The sequence below is a fragment of the Microbacterium sp. NFH-22A-Y genome (genome assembly GCF_021401375.1).
GTDB classification, from domain to species: domain Bacteria; phylum Actinomycetota; class Actinomycetes; order Actinomycetales; family Microbacteriaceae; genus Microbacterium; species Microbacterium hominis.
In genome coordinates this window covers 559,044-579,728 of record NZ_JACBGF010000002.1, presented here as the reverse complement: position 1 = coordinate 579,728, position 20,685 = coordinate 559,044, and the positions used below count along the sequence as shown (strand labels likewise).

Annotated in this window: 26 protein-coding genes; all 26 read right to left on the bottom strand. The window is 69.7% G+C overall.

What is annotated here, in order from left to right; translation table 11 throughout:
- Positions 1–4 precede the first annotated feature (4 nt).
- The gene (gene rplR, locus L0965_RS08560) at positions 5–364 is read right to left on the bottom strand and encodes a 50S ribosomal protein L18 (protein ID WP_005050501.1); all 360 of its coding nucleotides are present in this window, start codon (positions 362–364) and stop codon (positions 5–7) included.
- A 2-nt stretch (positions 365–366) separates the two neighbouring features.
- Positions 367–903, bottom strand: a complete 537-nt coding sequence (rplF, locus tag L0965_RS08555; RefSeq protein ID WP_101306891.1) for a 50S ribosomal protein L6 — start codon at positions 901–903, stop codon at positions 367–369.
- Between the two features lie 6 nt (positions 904–909).
- Complete coding sequence (rpsH, locus tag L0965_RS08550; RefSeq protein WP_005050503.1) at positions 910–1,308, bottom strand: 30S ribosomal protein S8; 399 nt, start codon at positions 1,306–1,308, stop codon at positions 910–912.
- An 88-nt stretch (positions 1,309–1,396) separates the two neighbouring features.
- Positions 1,397–1,987 carry a 50S ribosomal protein L5 gene (gene rplE, locus L0965_RS08545; RefSeq protein ID WP_060960257.1) on the bottom strand — a complete coding sequence of 197 codons (591 nt, stop codon included), beginning with the start codon at positions 1,985–1,987 and terminating at the stop codon, positions 1,397–1,399.
- Between the two features lie 2 nt (positions 1,988–1,989).
- On the bottom strand, positions 1,990–2,349 hold the full coding sequence (gene rplX, locus L0965_RS08540) for a 50S ribosomal protein L24 (protein WP_060960256.1): 360 nt from the start codon (positions 2,347–2,349) through the stop codon (positions 1,990–1,992).
- A gap of 5 nt (positions 2,350–2,354) precedes the next feature.
- Positions 2,355–2,723, bottom strand: a complete 369-nt coding sequence (rplN, locus tag L0965_RS08535; protein WP_018171454.1) for a 50S ribosomal protein L14 — start codon at positions 2,721–2,723, stop codon at positions 2,355–2,357.
- 3 nt (positions 2,724–2,726) lie between these two features.
- Entirely contained in the window at positions 2,727–3,092 is a 366-nt protein-coding gene (gene rpsQ, locus L0965_RS08530) for a 30S ribosomal protein S17 (protein WP_060960255.1), read from the bottom strand.
- Complete coding sequence (gene rpmC / locus L0965_RS08525) at positions 3,092–3,406, bottom strand: 50S ribosomal protein L29 (protein ID WP_060960254.1); 315 nt, start codon at positions 3,404–3,406, stop codon at positions 3,092–3,094. Before rpmC ends, rpsQ begins: the two co-directional genes overlap by 1 nt.
- Positions 3,406–3,825 (bottom strand): 50S ribosomal protein L16, encoded by a 420-nt coding sequence (rplP, locus tag L0965_RS08520; protein ID WP_016463572.1) that lies wholly within the window; start codon positions 3,823–3,825, stop codon positions 3,406–3,408. Before rplP ends, rpmC begins: the two co-directional genes overlap by 1 nt.
- Positions 3,825–4,586, bottom strand: coding sequence for a 30S ribosomal protein S3 (gene rpsC, locus L0965_RS08515; RefSeq protein WP_005050510.1), 762 nt, complete (start codon positions 4,584–4,586; stop codon positions 3,825–3,827). Before rpsC ends, rplP begins: the two co-directional genes overlap by 1 nt.
- Positions 4,586–4,969, bottom strand: a complete 384-nt coding sequence (gene rplV, locus L0965_RS08510) for a 50S ribosomal protein L22 (RefSeq protein ID WP_005050511.1) — start codon at positions 4,967–4,969, stop codon at positions 4,586–4,588. The genes rpsC and rplV overlap by 1 nt, the downstream gene beginning before the upstream one ends.
- Positions 4,970–5,007: 38 nt before the next feature.
- Positions 5,008–5,289 (bottom strand): 30S ribosomal protein S19, encoded by a 282-nt coding sequence (gene rpsS / locus L0965_RS08505; RefSeq protein ID WP_005050512.1) that lies wholly within the window; start codon positions 5,287–5,289, stop codon positions 5,008–5,010.
- Positions 5,290–5,301: 12 nt separating this feature from the next.
- A complete protein-coding gene (rplB, locus tag L0965_RS08500) occupies positions 5,302–6,141 on the bottom strand; it encodes a 50S ribosomal protein L2 (protein ID WP_060960253.1) in 840 nt (279 codons plus the stop codon).
- A gap of 24 nt (positions 6,142–6,165) precedes the next feature.
- Positions 6,166–6,468, bottom strand: a complete 303-nt coding sequence (gene rplW, locus L0965_RS08495) for a 50S ribosomal protein L23 (protein WP_060960252.1) — start codon at positions 6,466–6,468, stop codon at positions 6,166–6,168.
- The gene (gene rplD, locus L0965_RS08490) at positions 6,465–7,127 is read right to left on the bottom strand and encodes a 50S ribosomal protein L4 (protein ID WP_060960251.1); all 663 of its coding nucleotides are present in this window, start codon (positions 7,125–7,127) and stop codon (positions 6,465–6,467) included. Before rplD ends, rplW begins: the two co-directional genes overlap by 4 nt.
- A 2-nt stretch (positions 7,128–7,129) precedes the next feature.
- Positions 7,130–7,789 (bottom strand): 50S ribosomal protein L3, encoded by a 660-nt coding sequence (gene rplC, locus L0965_RS08485; protein WP_060960250.1) that lies wholly within the window; start codon positions 7,787–7,789, stop codon positions 7,130–7,132.
- Between the two features lie 10 nt (positions 7,790–7,799).
- Complete coding sequence (gene rpsJ, locus L0965_RS08480) at positions 7,800–8,108, bottom strand: 30S ribosomal protein S10 (RefSeq protein ID WP_005050520.1); 309 nt, start codon at positions 8,106–8,108, stop codon at positions 7,800–7,802.
- A gap of 887 nt (positions 8,109–8,995) precedes the next feature.
- A complete protein-coding gene (locus tag L0965_RS08475) occupies positions 8,996–9,208 on the bottom strand; it encodes an Rv0909 family putative TA system antitoxin (RefSeq protein ID WP_060960346.1) in 213 nt (70 codons plus the stop codon).
- A gap of 150 nt (positions 9,209–9,358) precedes the next feature.
- Positions 9,359–10,552: an elongation factor Tu gene (gene tuf, locus L0965_RS08470; protein ID WP_060960249.1), complete on the bottom strand. Its 1,194-nt coding sequence runs from the start codon at positions 10,550–10,552 to the stop codon at positions 9,359–9,361.
- Positions 10,553–10,717: 165 nt separating this feature from the next.
- Positions 10,718–12,832: an elongation factor G gene (gene fusA / locus L0965_RS08465; protein WP_060960248.1), complete on the bottom strand. Its 2,115-nt coding sequence runs from the start codon at positions 12,830–12,832 to the stop codon at positions 10,718–10,720.
- A 123-nt stretch (positions 12,833–12,955) separates the two neighbouring features.
- Positions 12,956–13,426 (bottom strand): 30S ribosomal protein S7, encoded by a 471-nt coding sequence (rpsG, locus tag L0965_RS08460; RefSeq protein ID WP_005050524.1) that lies wholly within the window; start codon positions 13,424–13,426, stop codon positions 12,956–12,958.
- 5 nt (positions 13,427–13,431) lie between these two features.
- Entirely contained in the window at positions 13,432–13,800 is a 369-nt protein-coding gene (rpsL, locus tag L0965_RS08455) for a 30S ribosomal protein S12 (protein WP_017201609.1), read from the bottom strand.
- Between the two features lie 306 nt (positions 13,801–14,106).
- Positions 14,107–15,888, bottom strand: coding sequence for a DUF5684 domain-containing protein (locus tag L0965_RS08450; RefSeq protein ID WP_101306892.1), 1,782 nt, complete (start codon positions 15,886–15,888; stop codon positions 14,107–14,109).
- A complete protein-coding gene (locus L0965_RS08445) occupies positions 15,885–18,335 on the bottom strand; it encodes a transglutaminase-like domain-containing protein (RefSeq protein ID WP_101306893.1) in 2,451 nt (816 codons plus the stop codon). The genes L0965_RS08450 and L0965_RS08445 overlap by 4 nt, the downstream gene beginning before the upstream one ends.
- On the bottom strand, positions 18,332–19,708 hold the full coding sequence (locus L0965_RS08440) for a DUF58 domain-containing protein (RefSeq protein ID WP_101306894.1): 1,377 nt from the start codon (positions 19,706–19,708) through the stop codon (positions 18,332–18,334). The genes L0965_RS08445 and L0965_RS08440 overlap by 4 nt, the downstream gene beginning before the upstream one ends.
- Positions 19,705–20,670, bottom strand: coding sequence for a MoxR family ATPase (locus tag L0965_RS08435; RefSeq protein ID WP_101306895.1), 966 nt, complete (start codon positions 20,668–20,670; stop codon positions 19,705–19,707). Before L0965_RS08435 ends, L0965_RS08440 begins: the two co-directional genes overlap by 4 nt.
- Positions 20,671–20,685: the final 15 nt, after the last annotated feature.

Here is a 20,685-nt window from a genome sequence, read left to right as displayed (position 1 = left end):
TCGCTCACAGGTTCAGACCTCCCTCGCGGGCGCCCTCGGCGATCGCTGCGACACGGCCCGCGTAGCGGTTGCCACCGCGGTCGAACACGACGTCCGAGAAGCCGGCCGCCTTCGCACGCTCGGCGACGAGCTCGCCGACCTTGCGCGCCTTCGCGGTCTTGTCACCGTCGAACGTGCGCAGGTCCGACTCGAGGGTCGACGCCGACGCGACGGTCACGCCCTTGCTGTCGTCCACGAGCTGGACGAAGACGTGGCGGGCCGAACGGGTGACGACCAGGCGCGGACGGGCCTCGGTGCCCACGACCTTCTTGCGAAGGCGCAGGTGACGACGCGAACGCGCGTCGCTCTTCGACTTGACAGCCATGATTACTTACCAGCCTTTCCGGCCTTGCGGCGAACGACCTCGCCCGCGTAGCGCACACCCTTGCCCTTGTACGGCTCGGGCTTGCGGATCTTGCGGATGTTCGCGGCGGCCTCACCCACGGCCTGCTTGGAGATACCGCTGACGGTGAGCTTGTTGTTGCCCTCGACGGTCAGCGTGATGCCGGCCGGCGCCTCGACGAGCACCGGGTGCGAGAAGCCGAGCGCGAACTCGACCGCCGTGCCCTTCTGTGCGACGCGGTAACCGGTGCCGACGACCTCGAGGCCCTTGGTGTAGCCCTCGGTCACGCCGATGATGTTGTTGTTGATCAGGGTGCGGGTCAGCCCGTGCAGCGAACGCGACTCGCGCTCGTCGTCGGGGCGGGAGACCAGAACCTGGTTCTCCTCGACCTTGACCTCGATGGGCTTGGCGACGGAGAGCGCGAGCTCGCCCTTCGGGCCCTTGACGGTGACGTCCTGGCCGTCCACCGAAACGGTGACGCCGGCGGGGATGTCGATGGGAAGACGTCCGATACGCGACATGTCAGATCACCACACGTAGGCGAGGACTTCCCCACCCACGCCCTTCTGCTCTGCCTGACGGTCGGTGAGAAGACCGGAGGAGGTGGACAGGATCGCGACGCCGAGGCCGCCGAGGACCTTGGGGATCTCGGTCGAGCGTGCGTACACGCGCAGACCGGGCTTCGAGACGCGCTTGATGCCGGCGATCGACCGCTCGCGGTTCGGGCCGTACTTGAGCGTCAGGGTGAGGGTCTGGCCGACACGGGCGTCGGAGACCTCCCAGCCGGAGATGTAGCCCTCCTGCTGGAGGATCTCGGCGATGTGGGTCTTGAGCTTGGAGCTCGGCAGCGACACGGAGTCGTGGTGCGCCGAGTTCGCGTTGCGCAGACGGGTCAGCATGTCAGCGACCGGGTCTGTCATCGTCATTTCTTGGTGTCCTTTGTTCAGCGGTTTCGGATGCCGTTACACGACAGCCGACCTTCTTGATGGTCCGACCGGAACGGTCGGGGGTGGGTCAGGCCTGGTTCTCGTCCGTCTTGAACGGGAAGCCCAGCTGGCGCAGCAGCGACCGGCCCTCGGCATCCGTCTTCGCCGTGGTGACGATCGTGATGTCGAAGCCGCGGACGCGGTCGATCTTGTCCTGGTTGATCTCGTGGAAGACCGACTGCTCCTGCAGACCGAACGTGTAGTTGCCGTGTCCGTCGAACTGCTTCGGGGACAGACCGCGGAAGTCGCGGATGCGCGGCAGCGCCAGGTTCACGAGACGGTCCAGGAACTCCCACGCGCGGTCACCGCGGAGGGTGACGTGCGCGCCGATGGCCTGGCCCTCGCGCAGCTTGAACTGGGCGATGGACTTGCGGGCCTTCGTGACGACCGGCTTCTGGCCGGTGATCTTGGTGAGGTCGTCGACGGCGCCATCGATCACCTTGGAGTCACGAGCAGCCTCGCCGACACCGGTGTTCACGACGACCTTGACGATCCCGGGGATCTGCATGACGTTGGCGTAGCCGAACTCGTCCTGCAGAGCCTTCTTGATCTCGCCCTGGTACTTCTGCTTCAGGCGGGGCTGGATCTTGCCAGCCGCCGCGGCAGTGGTGGTGCTCATGTTCAGAGGTCCTTGCCGCTCTTCTTCGCGTAGCGCACACGGACGGTGCGCTTCACGCCGTCCTTCGTCTGCTCCTCGACACGGTGACCGACCTTGGTCGGCTTCTTGGTCGAGGGGTCGACGAGGGCGACGTTGGAGATGTGGATCGGGGCTTCCATCGTCTCGATGCCGCCCGTCTTGGTGCCGCGCTGGGACTGGCCCACACGGTTGTGCTTCGTGACGTAGTTGACGCCCTCGACGATGACACGGTTCTGCTCGACGATGACGTCGAGAACCTTGCCCTGCTTGCCGCGGTCGCCGCCCTTGTCCTGCTTCTTGCCAGTGATGACCTGAACCAGGTCACCCTTCTTGATCTTGGCCATGAGGGTCAGATCACCTCCGGTGCGAGCGAGACGATCTTCATGAACTTCTTGTCGCGAAGCTCACGACCGACCGGTCCGAAGATGCGGGTGCCGCGGGGCTCCCCGTCGTTCTTCAGGATGACGGCGGCGTTCTCGTCGAACTTGATGTACGAACCGTCGGCACGACGGGTCTGCTTGACGGTGCGGACGACGACGGCCTTGACCACGTCGCCCTTCTTGACGTTGCCGCCGGGGATCGCGTCCTTGACGGTCGCGACGATGATGTCGCCGAGACCGGCGTAGCGGCGGTTGGAGCCGCCGAGCACGCGGATCGTGAGCAGCTCCTTGGCGCCGGTGTTGTCGGCGACCTTGAGGCGGGACTCAGTCTGGATCATTTCTTACTTCGCCTTCTCGAGGATCTCGACCAGGCGCCACCGCTTGGTGGCGCTCAGCGGCCGGGTCTCGTTGATGAGCACGAGGTCGCCGATGCCGGCGCTGTTCTGCTCGTCGTGGGCCTTGACCTTCGACGTGCGGCGGATGACCTTGCCGTAGAGCGGGTGCTTCACGCGGTCCTCGACCTCGACGACGATCGTCTTGTCCATCTTGTCGCTCACGACGTAGCCACGACGCGACTTGCGGTAGCCACGGGCGTCGGCGTCGCGCACGTCGTGCGCAGCCGACTCGTGACCGGCGACGGGCGCCTCGACGACGGCCTCGGCGGCCGGCGCCTTCTTGGCGGCCTTCTTCTCGGTGGTCTCAGCCATCACTCGGCCTCTTCCTTCGTGGCCTCGGCAGCGTCATCCGCCTTCTTGGCCTTGGTCTTCTTCGCCTTGGTCGCGACCTCGACGGGCGCGGGCGTGGCACGGATGCCCAGCTCGCGCTCGCGGATCACGGTGTAGAGCCGCGCGATGTCGCGCTTGACGGCGCGGATGCGGCCGTGGCTCTCGAGCTGGCCCGTGGCCGACTGGAAGCGCAGGTTGAACAGCTCTTCCTTGGCCTTGCGCAGCTCCTCGACGAGGCGCTGGTCCTCGAACGTGTCCAGCTCGCTGGGAGCGAGCGTCTTGGTTCCGACGGCCATTACGCGTCGCCCTCCTCGCGCTTGATGATGCGTGCCTTCAGGGGCAGCTTGTGGATTGCACGGGTGAGGGCCTCACGAGCGAGCTGCTCGTTGACGCCCGCGACCTCGAAGAGGACGCGACCCGGCTTGACGTTGGCGACCCACCACTCCGGCGAACCCTTACCGGAACCCATGCGGGTTTCGGCCGGCTTCTTGGTGAGCGGACGGTCGGGGTAGATGTTGATCCACACCTTGCCACCGCGCTTGATGTGACGGGTCATCGCGATACGAGCGGACTCGATCTGACGGTTCGTCACGTACGCGGGGGTGAGGGCCTGGATGCCGAACTCGCCGAAGGAGACCTTCGTGCCGCCGGTGGCCTGGCCCGCGCGGCCCGGGTGGTGCTGCTTGCGGTACTTGACCTTACGGGGAATAAGCATTATGCCGATGCTCCTTCTGCGACGGGCGCCTCGTTGCGGGGCGCGCGACGACGGTCGCCACCACGGTCGTCACGACCGCGGGGGGCCTTCGGCGCGTTCGCCTGCTCGCGCGCGAGCTCCTTGTTGGTGAGGTCGCCCTTGTAGATCCAGACCTTCACGCCGATGCGGCCGAAGGTGGTCTTGGCCTCGTAGAAGCCGTAGTCGATGTTCGCGCGCAGCGTGTGCAGCGGCACACGACCCTCGCGGTAGAACTCCGAGCGGCTCATCTCCGCGCCGCCGAGGCGGCCGGAGACCTGGATGCGGATGCCCTTGGCACCGGCGCGCTGCGCACCCTGCAGGCCCTTGCGCATCGCGCGGCGGAACGCCACGCGGGCGGAGAGCTGCTCGGCGATGCCCTGGGCGACCAGCTGGGCGTCGGCCTCGGGGTTCTTGACCTCGAGGATGTTCAGCTGGATCTGCTTGCCGGTGAGCTTCTCGAGGTCGGCGCGGATGCGCTCGGCCTCGGCGCCGCGGCGACCGATCACGATGCCCGGGCGGGCGGTGTGGATGTCGACGCGGACGCGGTCACGCGTGCGCTCGATCTCGATGCCGCTCACGCCGGCGCGGTCCAGCTGCGTCTGCAGGAGCTTGCGGATCTTGATGTCCTCGGCCACGTAGTCGGCGTAACGCTGTCCCGGCTTCGTGGAGTCGGAGAACCAACGCGACACGTGGTCCGTGGTGATGCCGAGGCGGAAGCCGTAGGGGTTGACCTTCTGTCCCATTACTTGCTCGCCTTCTTGCTGGTCTCGGCAACCTCGGGGGTCGCGAGCTGGATGGTGATGTGGCTCGTGCGCTTCTTGATCTGGAAGGCGCGACCCTGGGCGCGGGGGCGGAAGCGCTTGAGCGTCGACCCCTCGTCCACGTACGCGTTGGCCACGTACAGGTCCTGCTCGTCCAGGAACTCGCTGTCCTTGTCGGCCTTCACCCGGGCGTTGGCGATCGCCGACTCCACGAGCTTGTAGATCGGCTCACTGGCAGCCTGCGGGGCGAACTTCAGGATGGCCAGGGCCTCCTGAGCCTGCTTGCCCTTGATCAGCGCGACGACACGACGAGCCTTCTGAGGGGTCACGCGGATGTGCTTGACGCGTGCGATGGATTCCACCATTTCTCTCCTCCTCTAGTCCTCTCTGGAACGCCACCGCGTCAGCGGCGGCGACCCTTCTTGTCGTCCTTCTCGTGGCCGCGGAAGGTGCGGGTGGGCGCGAACTCGCCCAGCTTGTGACCGACCATGGTCTCGGACACGAACACGGGGATGTGCTTGCGTCCGTCGTGCACGGCGATGGTGTGTCCCAGCATGGCGGGGATGATCATCGAACGGCGCGACCAGGTCTTGATGACGTTCTTGGTGCCGGCATCGTTCTGCGAGACGACCTTGCGAAGCAGGTGCTCGTCGACGAAGGGGCCCTTCTTCAGGCTGCGAGGCATCTTCCTCTACTCCTACTTGCGCTTCTTGCCGGCGTTGCGACGGCGGACGATGTACTTGTCGCTTTCCTTGTTGGCGTGGCGGGTGCGACCCTCAGCCTGGCCCCAAGGAGAGACGGGGTGACGTCCACCGGACGTCTTGCCCTCACCACCACCGTGCGGGTGGTCGACCGGGTTCATCGCGACACCACGGACGGTCGGGCGCACGCCCTTCCAGCGCTTGCGGCCGGCCTTGCCCCAGTTGATGTTGGACTGCTCGGCGTTGCCGACCTCGCCGATCGTGGCGCGGCAGCGCGCGTCGACGTTGCGGATCTCGCCCGACGGCAGACGGAGCTGCGCGTAGGGGCCGTCCTTGGCGACCAGACGCACCGAGGCGCCGGCCGAGCGCGCCATCTTCGCGCCGCCGCCGGGGCGGAGCTCGATGGCGTGGATGACCGTACCGGTGGGGATGTTCTTCAGCGGCAGGTTGTTGCCCGGCTTGATGTCGGCGCCCGGACCGGACTCGACGACGTCGCCCTGCTGCAGCTTGTTCGGCGCGAGGATGTAACGCTTCTCGCCGTCCACGTAGTGCAGCAGCGCGATGCGCGCGGTGCGGTTGGGGTCGTACTCGATGTGAGCGACCTTGGCGTCGACGCCGTCCTTGTCGTTGCGACGGAAGTCGATGACACGGTACTGGCGCTTGTGGCCGCCACCGATGTGGCGGGTGGTGATGCGGCCCTGGTTGTTGCGGCCACCGGTCTTCGACAGCGGGCGCAGCAGCGACTTCTCAGGCGTCGATCGCGTGATCTCGGCGAAGTCTGCCACCGACGAACCGCGGCGACCCGGGGTCGTGGGCTTGTACTTGCGAATAGCCATGTTGGTTGTCCTCTATCCCAGCTGTCAGCCGACGGCCGTGAAGATGTCGATGGTGCCCGACTTCAGCGTGACGATGGCGCGCTTGGTGTCCTTGCGCTTGCCGGTGCCGAAGCGGGTGCGGCGGGCCTTGCCCGTGCGGTTGAGCGTGTTGACCGCGGCGACCTTGACGCCGAAGATCTTCTCGATCGCGAGCTTGATCTCGGTCTTCGAGGCGCGCGGGTCCACCAGGAAGGTGTACTTGCCCTCGTCGATGAGCCCGTAGCTCTTCTCCGAGACGACCGGCTTCAGGATGATGTCGCGCGGGTCCTTGTTGACGGAGACGTTCATGCCGAGACCTCCTCGGTGGTGGCGCTCTTCGACGCGACGAACGCGTCGTAGGCGGCCTTGGTGAAGACGATGTCGTCGGAGACGAGAACGTCGTAGGCGTTCAGCTGGTCGAACGTGAGCACGTGGACGTACGCGAGGTTGCGCACGCTCTTGACGCTCAGCTCGTCGCCGCGCTCGATGACGACCAGGACGTTCTTGGTCGGCGCGAGCTCGGCGAGGACGGCCGCAGCGGCCTTGGTCGACGGGGCGCCCTCGATGCCGAACGAGTCGACGACGTGGAGGCGGCCACCGCGAGCACGGTCGCTCAGCGCGCCCAGCAGGGCGGCGGCGATCATCTTCTTGGGGGTGCGCTGGGCGTAGTCGCGCGGCTTCGGGCCGTGGACGATGCCACCACCGGTCATGTGCGGCGCGCGGATCGAGCCCTGACGGGCGTTACCCGTGCCCTTCTGCTTGAAGGGCTTGCGGCCGGCACCCGAGACCTCGCCACGACGCTTGGTCGAGTGCGTGCCCTGGCGAGCCGCGGCGAGCTGCGCCACGACGACCTGGTGGATGAGGGGGATGTTCGTCTTGACGTCGAACAGCGCGGCGGGCAGCTCGACCGAGCCGGCCTTCTTGCCGTTGGGGCTGTGGACGTCGAGCGCGAGAGTCGAGTCAGCCATGATCAGGCACCCTTCACTGCGTTGCGGACGTAGACGATGCGGCCGCGCGCACCGGGGACGGCGCCCTTGACGAGCAGCAGACCCTTCTCGGCGTCGACGGCGTGCACCGTGAGGTTGAGGACGGTCACGCGCTCGCCACCCATACGGCCGGCCATGCGCATGCCCTTGAAGACGCGGCTCGGCGTCGACGAGGCGCCGATCGAGCCGGGCTTGCGGTGGTTGCGGTGCGCACCGTGCGAGGCGGAGACGCCCTTGAAGTTGTGGCGCTTCATGACACCCGCGGTGCCCTTGCCCTTGCTGGTGCCGACGACGTCGACCAGCTGGCCGGCCTCGAAGGTGGCGTCCACGGTGAGCTCCTGACCGAGTGAGTAGTCAGCGGCATCCGCGGTGCGCACCTCGGTGAGGTGGCGGCGAGGGGTCACGCCGGCGGCCTCGAAGTGGGCCGTCAGGGGCTGGTTGACCTTGCGCGGGTCGATCTGGCCGTAGGCGATCTGGACGGCGTTGTAGCCGTCGCGCTCCGGCGTGCGCACCTGGGTGACCACGTTGGGGGCCACCTCGATGACGGTGACGGGAACGAGCTTGCCGTTCTCGTCCCAGACCTGGGTCATGCCGAGCTTCGTGCCGAGCAGGCCCTTGGAAACCTTTTCGTTGATGTGTGCCATGACCGGGACCTCAGAGCTTGATCTCGATGTTGACGTCGGCCGGGAGGTCGAGGCGCATCAGCGAGTCGACGGCCTTGGGCGTCGGGTCGATGATGTCGATCAGGCGCTTGTGGGTGCGCATCTCGAAGTGCTCGCGGCTGTCCTTGTACTTGTGGGGCGACCGGATGACGCACACGACGTTCTTCTCGGTCGGAAGGGGCACGGGGCCCACGACGGTGGCGCCTGCGCGGGTCACCGTGTCGACGATCTTGCGCGCCGACGTGTCGATGACCTCGTGGTCATACGACTTCAGGCGAATGCGGATCTTCTGTCCCGCCATTGTCTGCTCACTCTCTTTCTCGCGTCGTACCTCGGGGGCATTGGACGCACAGGGCACAGGGTTGTGCCGGGCACTTGCGCACCACTGTTCTGATGTCAGTCCCGACCGCCGCGCGCACGCGCACGGATCCCGTTTCCGGGTGGAGTCGGATTGTCGTGTTCTGCTGCCCGCGGCCTAGGTCACTGCGCGTTCTCGTGAAGAGGATGCGCCGCCTATGCACTGCCCTGGCAGTGATCCCGCGCCGCGCTTTCGCGCACGCAGGAATGTGGAACTGGTCTAGTCTACGTGCCTCCCGGGCGTGTCGCAAACCCGGGCGTGTCGCGGACGGCGCGCGGCCTCGGCATCCGTCCGCGGGCGCCGCATCACGGCACAAAAAAGGGGAGGGGTGGGCCCTTGGGGAAAGCCCACCCCTCCCGGTCTCCGCGGGACGCGCGACCCCCCGATCACGCGTCCCGGGTCTCAGCGCGCCGCGTCCCCCCGACGCGGACGCGCGGCATCGAGGACGACGCCACGGCGCGGACGGCGTCGACGCGGAAGCCCCCCGGCATCCACGTCGACGGCGATTCGTCCATCGCCGGCAGGAGCGAGAGGCGCGCGGCCGGAGATCCCGTACCGCGGCGAGTGTGCTCGGGTCCCCCGAACGTCCCCCATAAATCCACGAGCAGCGCTCATGCCCCCACAACCTGTCACCGTGCACACACGCATTCTCTTCGTGGTGCGGCGGAACGAACCCCCACAGTTCGTCCAGTCGGTCTCAGCCCCCCGGCGTCGTACTGACCAAGGTCGACGCTAAGCGGTCCGGGTCCCGGCGTCAAGTCGGTTTTGATCTCGTTTTCGACACGGCACGACGAAGGGCCGGATGCCGCGGCATCCGACCCTTCTCGAACTCAGTTGCCGATGGCGCCGTCGACCTGGTCGCGCACCTCGTCGACCTTCGCGTCGAACTGGTCCGGGGCGACCTTCTTGACGAAGTCGGCCGCAGCGTCGAGGACGCTGTCGCTGACCTCCTCCGCCTTGTCGGAGTGGATCACCTCGTCGATCTTGTCCTTGTTCTGCTCGAGGAACTGCTTCCCCTGATTCACGATGTCATCCAGCCCCATGGCCGTCCCCTCTTCGTCGATCGATGCGGCGCGGGCGCGCTCGCTGCCATTCTGGCCGCAGACGACGTCGAGCAATAGGGGGCGGACCCCCGGAAACGACGACGCCTCCGGGAGCGCGAGGCTCCCGGAGGCGTCGTCGGTGCGAAGTGCTTACTTCAGGATCTTGGTGACGGTACCGGCACCGACGGTGCGGCCACCCTCACGGATCGCGAAGCCGAGGCCCTCTTCCATGGCGATCGGCTGGATCAGCTCGACCGACATCTCCGTGGTGTCGCCGGGCATGACCATCTCGGTGCCCTCGGGCAGCGTGATGACGCCGGTGACGTCCGTGGTGCGGAAGTAGAACTGCGGGCGGTAGTTCGTGAAGAACGGGTTGTGACGGCCACCCTCCTCCTTGGAGAGGATGTACGCGGTGCCCTCGAAGTCGGTGTGCGGCGTGACCGAACCCGGCTTGACGACGACCTGACCACGCTCGACGTCGTCACGCTTGGTGCCGCGCAGGAGCAGACCACAGTTCTCGCCGGCCCAGGCCTCGTCGAGCTGCTTGTGGAACATCTCGATACCGGTGACGATCGTCTTCTGCGTCGGGCGGATGCCGACGATCTCGACCTCGGAGTTGATCGCCAGCGTGCCACGCTCGGCGCGGCCCGTGACGACCGTGCCACGGCCGGTGATCGTGAAGACGTCCTCGATGGGCATGAGGAACGGCTTGTCCTTGTCGCGCACCGGGTCCGGGATGGACTCGTCGACGGCGTTCATCAGCTCGACGATCGACTCGACCCACTTCTCGTCGCCCTCGAGAGCCTTCAGGCCCGAGACGCGAACGACGGGGGCGTTGTCGCCGTCGAAGTCCTGCGAGCTGAGGAGCTCACGGACCTCGAGCTCGACGAGCTCCAGGATCTCCTCGTCGTCGACCATGTCGCTCTTGTTGAGCGCGACGAGCAGGTAGGGCACGCCGACCTGCTTGGCGAGCAGGACGTGCTCACGCGTCTGCGCCATCGGGCCGTCGGTGGCGGCGACCACGAGGATCGCGCCGTCCATCTGAGCGGCACCGGTGATCATGTTCTTGATGTAGTCGGCGTGGCCGGGCGCGTCGACGTGCGCGTAGTGGCGCTTCGGGGTCTCGTACTCGACGTGCGAGATGTTGATCGTGATACCACGCTGACGCTCTTCGGGAGCCGAGTCGATCGACGCGAAGTCACGCTGCACGTTGGTCGCCGACGGGTACTTGTCGGCGAGCACCTTCGAGATGGCAGCGGTGAGCGTGGTCTTGCCGTGGTCGACGTGACCGATCGTTCCGATGTTGACGTGCGGCTTGGTCCGCTCGAACTTGGCCTTGGCCACTGGGTCCTCCTCAGGACATTCGTGTAGAGGTTCCGGGCGCTGGATTGCGACCGGTGCTCTACGGGGATGGGTGTCAGTCTAGACGACTGGGTCTGTATTCAGTTTGTGCGGATGCTGTGCGCGGGGCCGTCTGCGCAGACGGCCCTGCGCACGGCATCCAGAGCGTTACTCGCCCTTGTTCTTCTGGACGATCTCGTCGGCGACGGCCTTGGGGACCTCGGCGTACGAGTCGAACTCCATCGAGTACACGGCCCGGCCCGAGGTCTTCGAGCGCAGGTCGCCGATGTAGCCGAACATCTCCGACAGCGGGACGAGCGCGCGGACGATCTTGATGCCCGAGCCGTCCTCCATCGACTGGATCTGGCCACGACGCGAGTTCAGGTCGCCGATGACGTCGCCCATGTACTCCTCGGGCGTGCGCACCTCGACGGCCATCAGCGGCTCGAGGATGGCGGGGGCGGCCTTGCGGACGGCCTCCTTGAAGCCCATCGAACCGGCGATCTTGAACGCCATCTCGGACGAGTCGACGTCGTGCGATGCACCGTCGAGCAGGATCGCCTTCACGCCCACGATGGGGTAGCCGGCGAGCACGCCGACGTTCATCGCGTCCTGGAAGCCCTGGTTGGTCGGCTCGATGTACTCGCGCGGGATACGGCCACCGGTGACCTTGTTCTCGAACTCGTACGTCTTGTCGGCCGTGACCTCGAGGGGCTCGAGCGCGAACTGGATCTTCGCGAACTGGCCCGACCCACCGGTCTGCTTCTTGTGGGTGTAGTCGTGGCGCTCGACCGCCTTCTTGATCGTCTCGCGGTAGGCCACCTGGGGCTTGCCGACGTTGGCCTCGACCTTGAACTCGCGCTTCATGCGGTCCACGAGGATGTCGAGGTGCAGCTCGCCCATGCCCTTGATGACCGTCTGACCGGTCTCGGGGTTGAGCTCGGTGCGGAAGGTCGGGTCCTCTTCGGCCAGCTTCTGGATCGCGGTGCCCAGCTTCTCCTGGTCGGCCTTGGTCTTCGGCTCGATGGCGACCTCGATGACGGGCTCGGGGAAGGTCATCGACTCGAGGACGACGGGCTCGGCGGGGTCGGCCAGGGTGTCACCGGTGGTGGTGTCCTTGAGGCCGATCACGGCGTAGATGTTGCCCGCGGTGACCGAGTCGACCGGGTTCTCCTTGTTGGCGTGCATCTGGAAGATCTTCCCGATGCGCTCCTTCTTGCCCTTGGTCGAGTTGATGACCTGGGCGCCGGAGTCGAGGTGACCGGAGTACACGCGGATGTAGGTGAGGCGACCGAAGAACGGGTGCACCGCCACCTTGAACGCGAGCGCGGCGAACGGGTCGTTGGCGTCGGGGTGACGCTCGATGACCTTCTCCTCGTCCTTGGGGTCGTGCGCCTCGATGGCGGGCACGTCCAGGGGCGACGGCAGGTAGTCGACGACCGCGTCCAGCATCGGCTGGACGCCGCGGTTCTTGAACGCCGAGCCGCAGAGCACGGGGTACAGCTCGCCGCCGACGGTGAGCTTGCGGATCGCGCCCTTGATCTCGGCGAGCGTGAGCTCCTCGCCGCCGAAGTACTTCTCGAGCAGCGCCTCGTCGGTCTCGGCGACCGTCTCGAGCAGCTTCTCGCGGTACTCGGCCGCGCGGTCGGCCAGGTCGGCCGGGATCTCCTGGACCTCGTACTTGGCGCCCATGGTGACATCACCCTTGGCGTCGCCGGGCCACACCAGGGCACGCATCTCGACGAGGTCGATGACGCCGACGAAGTCGTTCTCGGCACCGATCGGCAGCTGCAGCACGAGCGGCTTGGCACCGAGGCGGTTCACGATGGTGTCGACGGTGAAGTAGAAGTCGGCGCCCAGCTTGTCCATCTTGTTGACGAAGCAGATGCGGGGCACGTCGTACTTGTCGGCCTGACGCCAGACGGTCTCGGACTGGGGCTCGACGCCCTCCTTGCCGTCGAAGACGGCGACCGCGCCGTCGAGGACGCGGAGCGAGCGCTCCACCTCGACCGTGAAGTCCACGTGGCCCGGGGTGTCGATGATGTTGATCTGGTGCTTGTTCCAGAAGCAGGTGACGGCGGCCGACGTGATCGTGATGCCGCGCTCCTTCTCCTGCTCCATCCAGTCGGTGGTCGAGGCGCCGTCGTGGGTCTCGCCCAGCTTGTGGTTGACACCCGTGTAGAACAGGATGCGCTCGGTCGTCGTCGTCTTGCCGGCATCGATGTGCGCCATGATGCCGATGTTGCGGACCTTGTTGAGGTCGGTGAGCACTTCTTGTGCCACGGGGTGTCCTTACGTGTGGTTTCGGGTTGCGGACGTTTCGACTCGGCTCTGCGAGCCTCGCTCAACGACCGGGGGGGGGTGGGCCCCGCCGGTCGTTGAGCGAGCGCAGCGAGTCGAAACGCGTTACCAGCGGTAGTGCGCGAAGGCGCGGTTCGACTCGGCCATCTTGTGGGTGTCCTCGCGGCGCTTGACCGCGGCACCGAGGCCGTTCGAGGCGTCGAGGATCTCGTTCTGCAGACGCTCGGTCATCGTCTTCTCACGACGACCCTTCGCGTAGCTGACGAGCCAGCGCAGCGCGAGGGTGTTCGCGCGGTGCGGCTTGACCTCGACCGGCACCTGGTAGGTCGAGCCACCGACGCGGCGGCTCTTGACCTCGAGGGTGGGGCGGACGTTGTCGAGCGCCTTCTTGAGCGTGGCGACGGCATCCTGGCCGTTCTTGGCCTCGACGCCCTTGAGGGCGTTGTAGACGATCGACTCGGCGAGCGACTTCTTGCCGTCGACGAGGATCTTGTTCACCAGCTGGGTGACGATCGGAGCACCGTAGACCGGGTCGTTGACGACGACGCGGCGAGGTGCGGGTCCCTTGCGAGGCATCGGACTCAGCCCTTCTTGGCGCCGTAGCGGCTACGGGCCTGCTTGCGGTTCTTGACGGCCTGGGTGTCCAGGGCGCCGCGAACGATCTTGTAGCGGACACCGGGGAGGTCCTTGACACGGCCTCCACGGACGAGCACGAGCGAGTGCTCCTGCAGGTTGTGGCCCTCACCCGGGATGTAGGCCGTGACCTCGGTGCCGTTGCGGAGCTTCACACGGGCGACCTTGCGCATGGCCGAGTTCGGCTTCTTGGGCGTGGTCGTGTAGACGCGGGTGCAGACACCCGCCTGCTGGGGGTTCGACTTCAGGGCGGGAGCCTTGGTCTTGGTGACCTTCGGCGAGCGACCCTTGCGAACCAACTGCTGAATGGTTGGCACGTTCTCTCCTTGTAAGTCCGTGCGGTCTTCTCGTCCGCACGGGTGCTGCACGGTGACAGCGATGGTGGTTTCACCACAGATCCACCGGCGCGGCGGTGTGCCGAGCGTGTGTGGTGGATATGCCGTGGGGGCGGCCTGTTCGCAGACCGGTCCCGCTGTGTGCACCCGCCCCCTCCGCAGGCCGTGGCACGGCGGAGGGCGCGCATACGCGCACACCCGGTCAATACTACGCCGTATGACGAACTCGGGCAAACGCGCCCGGTGAGTCGCCGCACGGCCCACGGATGCCGTCGCGCGGGCCCCCGCTCAGTGATCGAGACGCTGCAGATGGAACTCTTCGTCGCCCAGGAAGAAGCGCTCGCCGGCGTCGATCTTCGATCCGGGTTCGACCTCGACCTCCTCGCCCATCAGCGTGCGCACGAGCACGCCGTTGGTCGAGGCCAGATCGGTGATGGTCCACACGTCGTCGTGGCGTTCGAGGCGCGCGTGGGTCTTCGAGACGGTGAGCGCCTCCCCCGGCACCGCGACCAGCTGCGCGCGCGGGAAGGCGGCGTCGCCGGAGGGTCGGCGCCCCAGGATGACGATGTCCGAGGTGATCGGCACGGGGGCGCCCGAGACCGGGACCAGCTGCCAGGTGGGCTTGCGGGCCCGGCGCGTGATGATCGTCTGATCGAGGTCGTCGTCGCCGGCGTCCCCGCGGCGGTGCTGGGCGGCGACGGCGCCCGCGGCCGAACGGGGCGACCCGGCGGCGGGCGAGCCGATGACCGCGGAGACCTCTCCCGACAGCTCCGGGAACCCGTCGGGCTCGTTCGGGGCGACCGCGAACGCCGGCCACGGGCGGGCGCGGCGCAGCTCGGGTTCCGGCGCCTCCGAGGACGGCCGGGCGGCGGCCGGCGGGGCGGCATCCGTCGCGGCCTCGGGCTCCCCACGCCGGGCGGGCGCCGGCTCGGGCACGGCGGCACGGGCCGCCGCCTCCGCCGCCGAGACGCGCTGGACGGGCGCGTCCGCCGGCGCGGCCGCCTGCTCCGACGGCGACGGCAGCGCCGTGCTGCGCCGGCCCGGCACGAAGTCGATGGGGGCGTCCTCGGTCACCGGCGGCATCGCGTGGCGCCACCCGGCGCCCGAGCTCGGCGGGAACGGCGACGGCGCGATCGCCGAGACGTCGTCGATCTCCGACGGCCATGCGTCGTCGTCGGAGGGAGGGCCGGCCTCGGCGGACGAGGCGACGACGGCCGCGGCGGACACGGGCGCGGGCGCCGCGGGGCGCGTGGCCGCCGGCGGGGAGACGACGGGCGAGGGCCCCACCGCGGCGGCGGGCTCGAGGGACGCTGCCGGGGCATCCGCGGCGGACGCATCGGGGACGAGAGGGGCATCCGCCGGGCGGTCGTCGAGGACGGACGCCGCGGACTCCGGCGGCGCGGTCGTCGTGTCGGGCGGGGTCCACTGCGCGGCCGGCGCGGAGGGCGGCGGCGCGAACAGGCGGACCAGGTCGTCGTCGGCCTCGTCCGCGTCGGCGTCCGCGCGACCGCGCGCGGGGGCGGCATCCGGGGCGGCGGCATCCGCGGGCGCGGCCAACGGCGGCTCCGGGACGAACGGCCCCGTCGGCAGCACGGAGACCACGACCGGCGCGGGCGATGCGGGTTCGGCGGCGAAGACGCCGCCGAGAGTGGCGGCGCGCGACGCGCCCTCGGAACGCGATCCCCCGGCGCGGGCACCCAGCCAGCGGGCCGGACCGAATCCGAGGATGCTCGCCCAGACCACGAACAGCACGGCGGAGACCACGGTCATGCCGGCGCCGTACCCGAATCCGGGGTTGATGCGGTGCGCGGCGACGATCAGCAGCACCCAGACCGCGACGGGGCCGAGGACCGGGACGAGCAGGAGCAGGATCAGCCAGGGACTGAAGCCGCCCCACGCCAGCACCGTCGCCTGATTGAAGAACGGCACCCAGCCCTTCCAGGCCTCGTCGCCCATCTTCCGGAACATCGCCGCGAGCGCCAGGGCCGTCCAGACGTACAGGGCGAGCCCGACGCCGACGGCGACCAGGCCCAGCAGGGCGCCGACGGAGTCGCCGATGGGTGCGTTCATGCGGTGCGCCGCGGGCGGGATGCCGCGCGACTCCCCCTCTCGAAGTGTGACCGGAACGATCGCGGGACGAACGATCTCAACGATACGGCCGCACGGAGCCGGCGCCACCGGGTCGGTGCGAGCACGGTGCGTTCCTCGTCGACGATCCGCCAGAACGCGTCGGCCTCGTCCGCGTCGATCACGCGCGCCGAGAACACCGCTTCGTCCGCGGCGCGCGCGAGGCCGCCGGCGGACGGGCGCGACAGCGCGGCGGCGATCTCGGTGCGCGTCGCGGCGGCCGGCAGCGGACGACGCGCGTCGGTCGCAGCATCCAGGTACTCGTCCCATCCGCCCGCGATGCGCGCGGCCGGAGCCTCCTGCCGGCGGCGGCGGCGACGGCGCACGGCCTTGGCGATCACGATCGCGAGGAAGGGCCCCGCCAGCACCAGCAGGACCGCGAGCACACCGCCGGCGACGCCCAGCGCGGTCCACAGTCCGCGCAGATCCAGAGCGTCGGAGCGGTCGGCGGGGGCGGCGGTGTCTTCCTGCGCGGGACGCTGCGGCTGCACCTCGTCGACGCCGTCGGGACGCACGGAGGTCGCGATCTGCGGGTCGGGCTGCTCCGTCACCTCGCGCTGCGGGGGGCGGGTGTGCTGCGGGGTCACGTCGACGGGGATCCACTCCCCCGTCGACGCGCGCACCTCGACCCAGGCCGACACGTCGCCGGCCCGGCACACCCCGTCCGTGCACGCGGCGGCATCCGGATCGGTCGACGACAGACGCGTGCCCACGACGATCCGCGCCGGGAAGCCGAGCTCGCGGGCGATGAGCGCGACGGCCACGGAGAACTGCTCGTCGTCGCCGACGGCGGCCACGAGGTCATCGGATGCCGCGGCGGCCGGGTCGGCCTCACGGGCCAGCAGCGCCGTGAACATGTCGTCGATGCGGGCGAGCGAATGGCCCGACGCGCTCGGGGCGAAGCGGTACCCGCCGGCGGCGGACAGCTCGCGCATCCAGGCGGCGCCGCCGTCCTGGCCCGTGAGGGCATGGCTGAGGTAGCCGCGCTCCCGCAGCAGGGCGACGATCCCCTCCAGGGCCGCGCCTCCCGTGCCGGTCGCGTGCTGCTGCACCCACGTGCGCAGGCTCGCCGGAGCCGCCGGTGCGCCGCCCGCGGCATCCGACGCTCCGCTCGCGGCGGACTGCCCGCCCGGCGCCGACACCGAAGCCAGCGCCGGCGCCGGCGCCACCGCGGCGCGCAGACGGTACTCGTCGCCGTCCTGCCAGGGGGCCGTCTCGACAGCGGCGTCGCGCGCGTCGCTCACGTAGAACCCGTCGGCGAGCACGCCGGCGCGCGGGCCCGTGAACGAGACGGATGCCACGACGCCCGCCGACGGCATCCAGAGCCCGTCCAGCGCCCCGATCGAGAAGACGGCGTCCACGGGGGCGCCGGCCACCATCGGGCGCGCCGACGCGAGGCGCACGAAGGGATCGCCGGCGGCGTCGGTGCGGAAGACGGCGCCGTCGTAGGCGTCGAGGACCGCCAGCCGCACCCGGTCGGGGACGGCCTCGCCGGACACGCGGAAGAGCTCCTCGTCGATGCGCGCGTCCGCGAACAGGGCGCGGTACGAGCTCAGGGGGCTGACCGCCTGCGAGATCTCCTCCCGCGGGCCGGTCACGCCGCGCAGCACGTCGCGCTGTTCGGGGGCGGCGACCGCGGGGACGGCGAGCGCCGCGACCGTGGCGATCGCGACCATCCCGGCCCCCAGCGCCGCACGCCGCAGCGCGGGCCCTCGCCCGCGGCTCGTCGCCGCACCGAGGCGCGCGCCCGCGTCGTCGGCCGCACGACGCAGGGCGCGCCGCCGCCCGTCGCGCGTGCGCCACGCCAGCCACAGCACGCCGCTGAGCAGGACCCCCGCACCCACGGCCGTCTCGACCGGTGCGCGAAGCGTCACCGCGCCGACGACGAGCGGCGCGCTCACCTCGGCACGCCCGAACAGCAGTCCGAACGCCGCCATCGCGATGGCGACCGGCACGGCGAGGACCGCGAGCGCATCCGTGCGCCAAGCGAGCAGCAGCACGCTGGCGGTGCCGACGAGGAAGACGACGAGCGCGGGGACGAGGAGGTTGCGGTAGGAGCCGACGGGCAGCTCCACGGTCAGCAGGTCCTTCCACCCCCACAGCACACCGGCGCCCAGCTCGCCGAGTCCGTGCACGACGTCCTCCGCGGAGCCGGTGCGAGCCGGCACGGCCAGCGGTACACCCACGATCAGGATCGTCGCGGCGAGCAGTCCCGCGGCGGCCCACCCGCTCCAGCGCCGCCACGCCACGAGGGCCGCGACGGCCGCCGCGAGCACCGCGGCGACGGCGACGAGCAGCAGGAAGGCCGGCGAGCGGTAGAGGGGCCAGGCCGCCACCGCGGCGAGCACCACCGCCACGAGCGCGTAGATCCCGCCGGCGACGATCCTCATGAGCGTGCGCCTCTCAGCAGCAGCCCGGCGAGGTCCTCGATCGTGCCGATCGTGAGCACGGTCAGCGGACCGGCCGCCTGCGTGCGCGGATGCGCGCGCTCGTCGCAGACGACCGCGATCACCGCGGCATCCGCGGGGAAGGCCAGGGCCGCCAGACGCAGCGTCGCCAGCCCCACCCCGGAGCCCGCCACGAGGACGACGACGGACAGCCGCTCGTTCGCCTCCGCGGTGAGGCGGCAGACCTCGGGGAAGGACATCGTCTCGGTGAGGCGCTCGACGCCGCTGAAGCCGTCCAGGACCACGCGCGGCGAGCCGGCGGGGATGTGCCGGATCGCGCGGAGGCGGCCGCGGACGACGCGCGGGATCTCGGCACCGACGACGATGTCGAGGTCGCGCGCGTCGTGCACGGCGCGCAGGGCCAGGGAGCCAGCGGCGCTGACGGCCAGCTCGAACTCGTCGTCCGAGGCGTACTCGCCCGCCGCGAGGCCGAGCACGACCGCCATCCGCGACCGCCGGGACTCCTCGTACTGGCGCACCATGAGCCGGCCGGTCTTGGCGGTCGACTTCCAGTGGATCTGGCGGCGGGCGTCTCCGGGCGCATACTCGCGGATGGCGTGGAAGGACATGTCGGCGTCGACGAGCCGCCGCGTGGCACTGCCGTCGAGGTCGCGGATGAGGCCCGCGCTCGACGAGGGGACGGCGACCGTGCGGGGGTGCACGAACAGCTCCTGCACCTCCTCGAACGCGTGCTCCCGGCGCAGCAGGCCGAGGGGATCCGAGCGGATCGTGGTCGCGGGTCCGATGCGCACGACGCCGCGGCGCTGAGGGGGCAGCTCCAGGGCATGCCGCGACACGGCGCCGGGGGCGAGCAGCGGGACGCCGAACTCGACCAGGCCCGCCCCGATCGGCACGTCGATGCGCCCCGGAAGGGCCGTGCGCGACCCGACGTTGCGCACCTCGACCGTCGCCCGGGCGGGAGTTCCGGCCACGACCCGCAGCCGGTCGAGCACGAGGCCCACCTCGTACGCCCGTGCGTTCAGCAAGAAGGGGATGCCGAGGATCAGGAGCGTCAGGGCCGCGACACCCGCGACGATCGCCTCGACCCAGCCGAAGGCGATGCCCGCGGCGAGTCCCGCCGTGGCGGCGAGGATCACCAGCGCGCCCGCGGGACGAACGGTCGCGCGCGCCCACTGGACCACGACGTGCGCGCCGGCGCGCACGGTCGTCCACGCGCGCGACGCCCGCAGCGCCGCGCCGACGAGGCGACGGCCGCGGCGCGCGGTGACCTCCGTGCGCTCCCCGGTGAGGCCCCCGGCCGACGTCCGGGTGAGCCGCGACTCGGCCGGCAGGGCGCGGCTGTCGCCGAGCGTCACACCGGCTCCCGGCGGGTGGGCGGCGCGACGTCGAGCAGCACCTGCCCGACCACGGCCTCGGGCGTGACCCCGTCGAACTCGGCCTCCGCGTGCAGGATGAGGCGGTGGGCGAGGACCGGCACCGCCAGACGCTTGACGTCGTCCGGGGTGACGTAGGTGCGGCCGTGCGAGGCGGCGCTGGCCCGCGCCGCGCGCGTGAGCGCGAGGGCGCCGCGGATGCTCACCCCCAAGCGCACCTCGTCCGCGGCGCGCGTCGCGTCGACGATCCGGGCGATGTAGTCCAGGACGAGCGCGTCGACGTAGACGTCGGCGGCGAGCTCCGTCATCCCGACCAGCGCGCCGGGGGTGATCACGGCGGGCAGGTCCGCGATCGGCACCGCGGCGCGGTCGAGGATGCGCACCGTCGCCGCGTGGTCGGGGTAGCCGAGCGCCGTCCGCAGCAGGAAGCGGTCGAGCTGCGCCTCGGGCAACCGGTACGTTCCGGCCTGCTCGACGGGGTTCTGCGTGGCGAGCACGAGGAACGGCGCGCCGACCGTGCGCGAGACGCCGTCGATGGTGACGCGCCCCTCCTCCATGACCTCCAGCAGGGCGGCCTGCGTCTTGGGGCTCGCCCGGTTGATCTCGTCGGCGAGCACGATGTTGGCGAAGATCGGACCGGCGTGGAAGTCGAAGGCCCCCGTCTTCTGGTCGTACACGGTGATGCCGGTGATGTCGCCCGGGAGGAGGTCGGGCGTGAACTGGATGCGCGTCGTCGTGCCCTGGACCGACTGCGCGACCGCGCGCGCGAGCGACGTCTTGCCCGTGCCCGGGACGTCCTCGATGAGCACGTGCCCCTCGCTCAGCATCGCCGTGAGCACGAGCTCGACGACGTGGCGCTTGCCGAGGACGGCGCGCTCGACGTTGTCGGCGAGCTGCGCGAACGTCTGCGCGAACCAGGTCGCCTGCTCGGTGGTGATCGTCATGGGGGACTCCGTGGG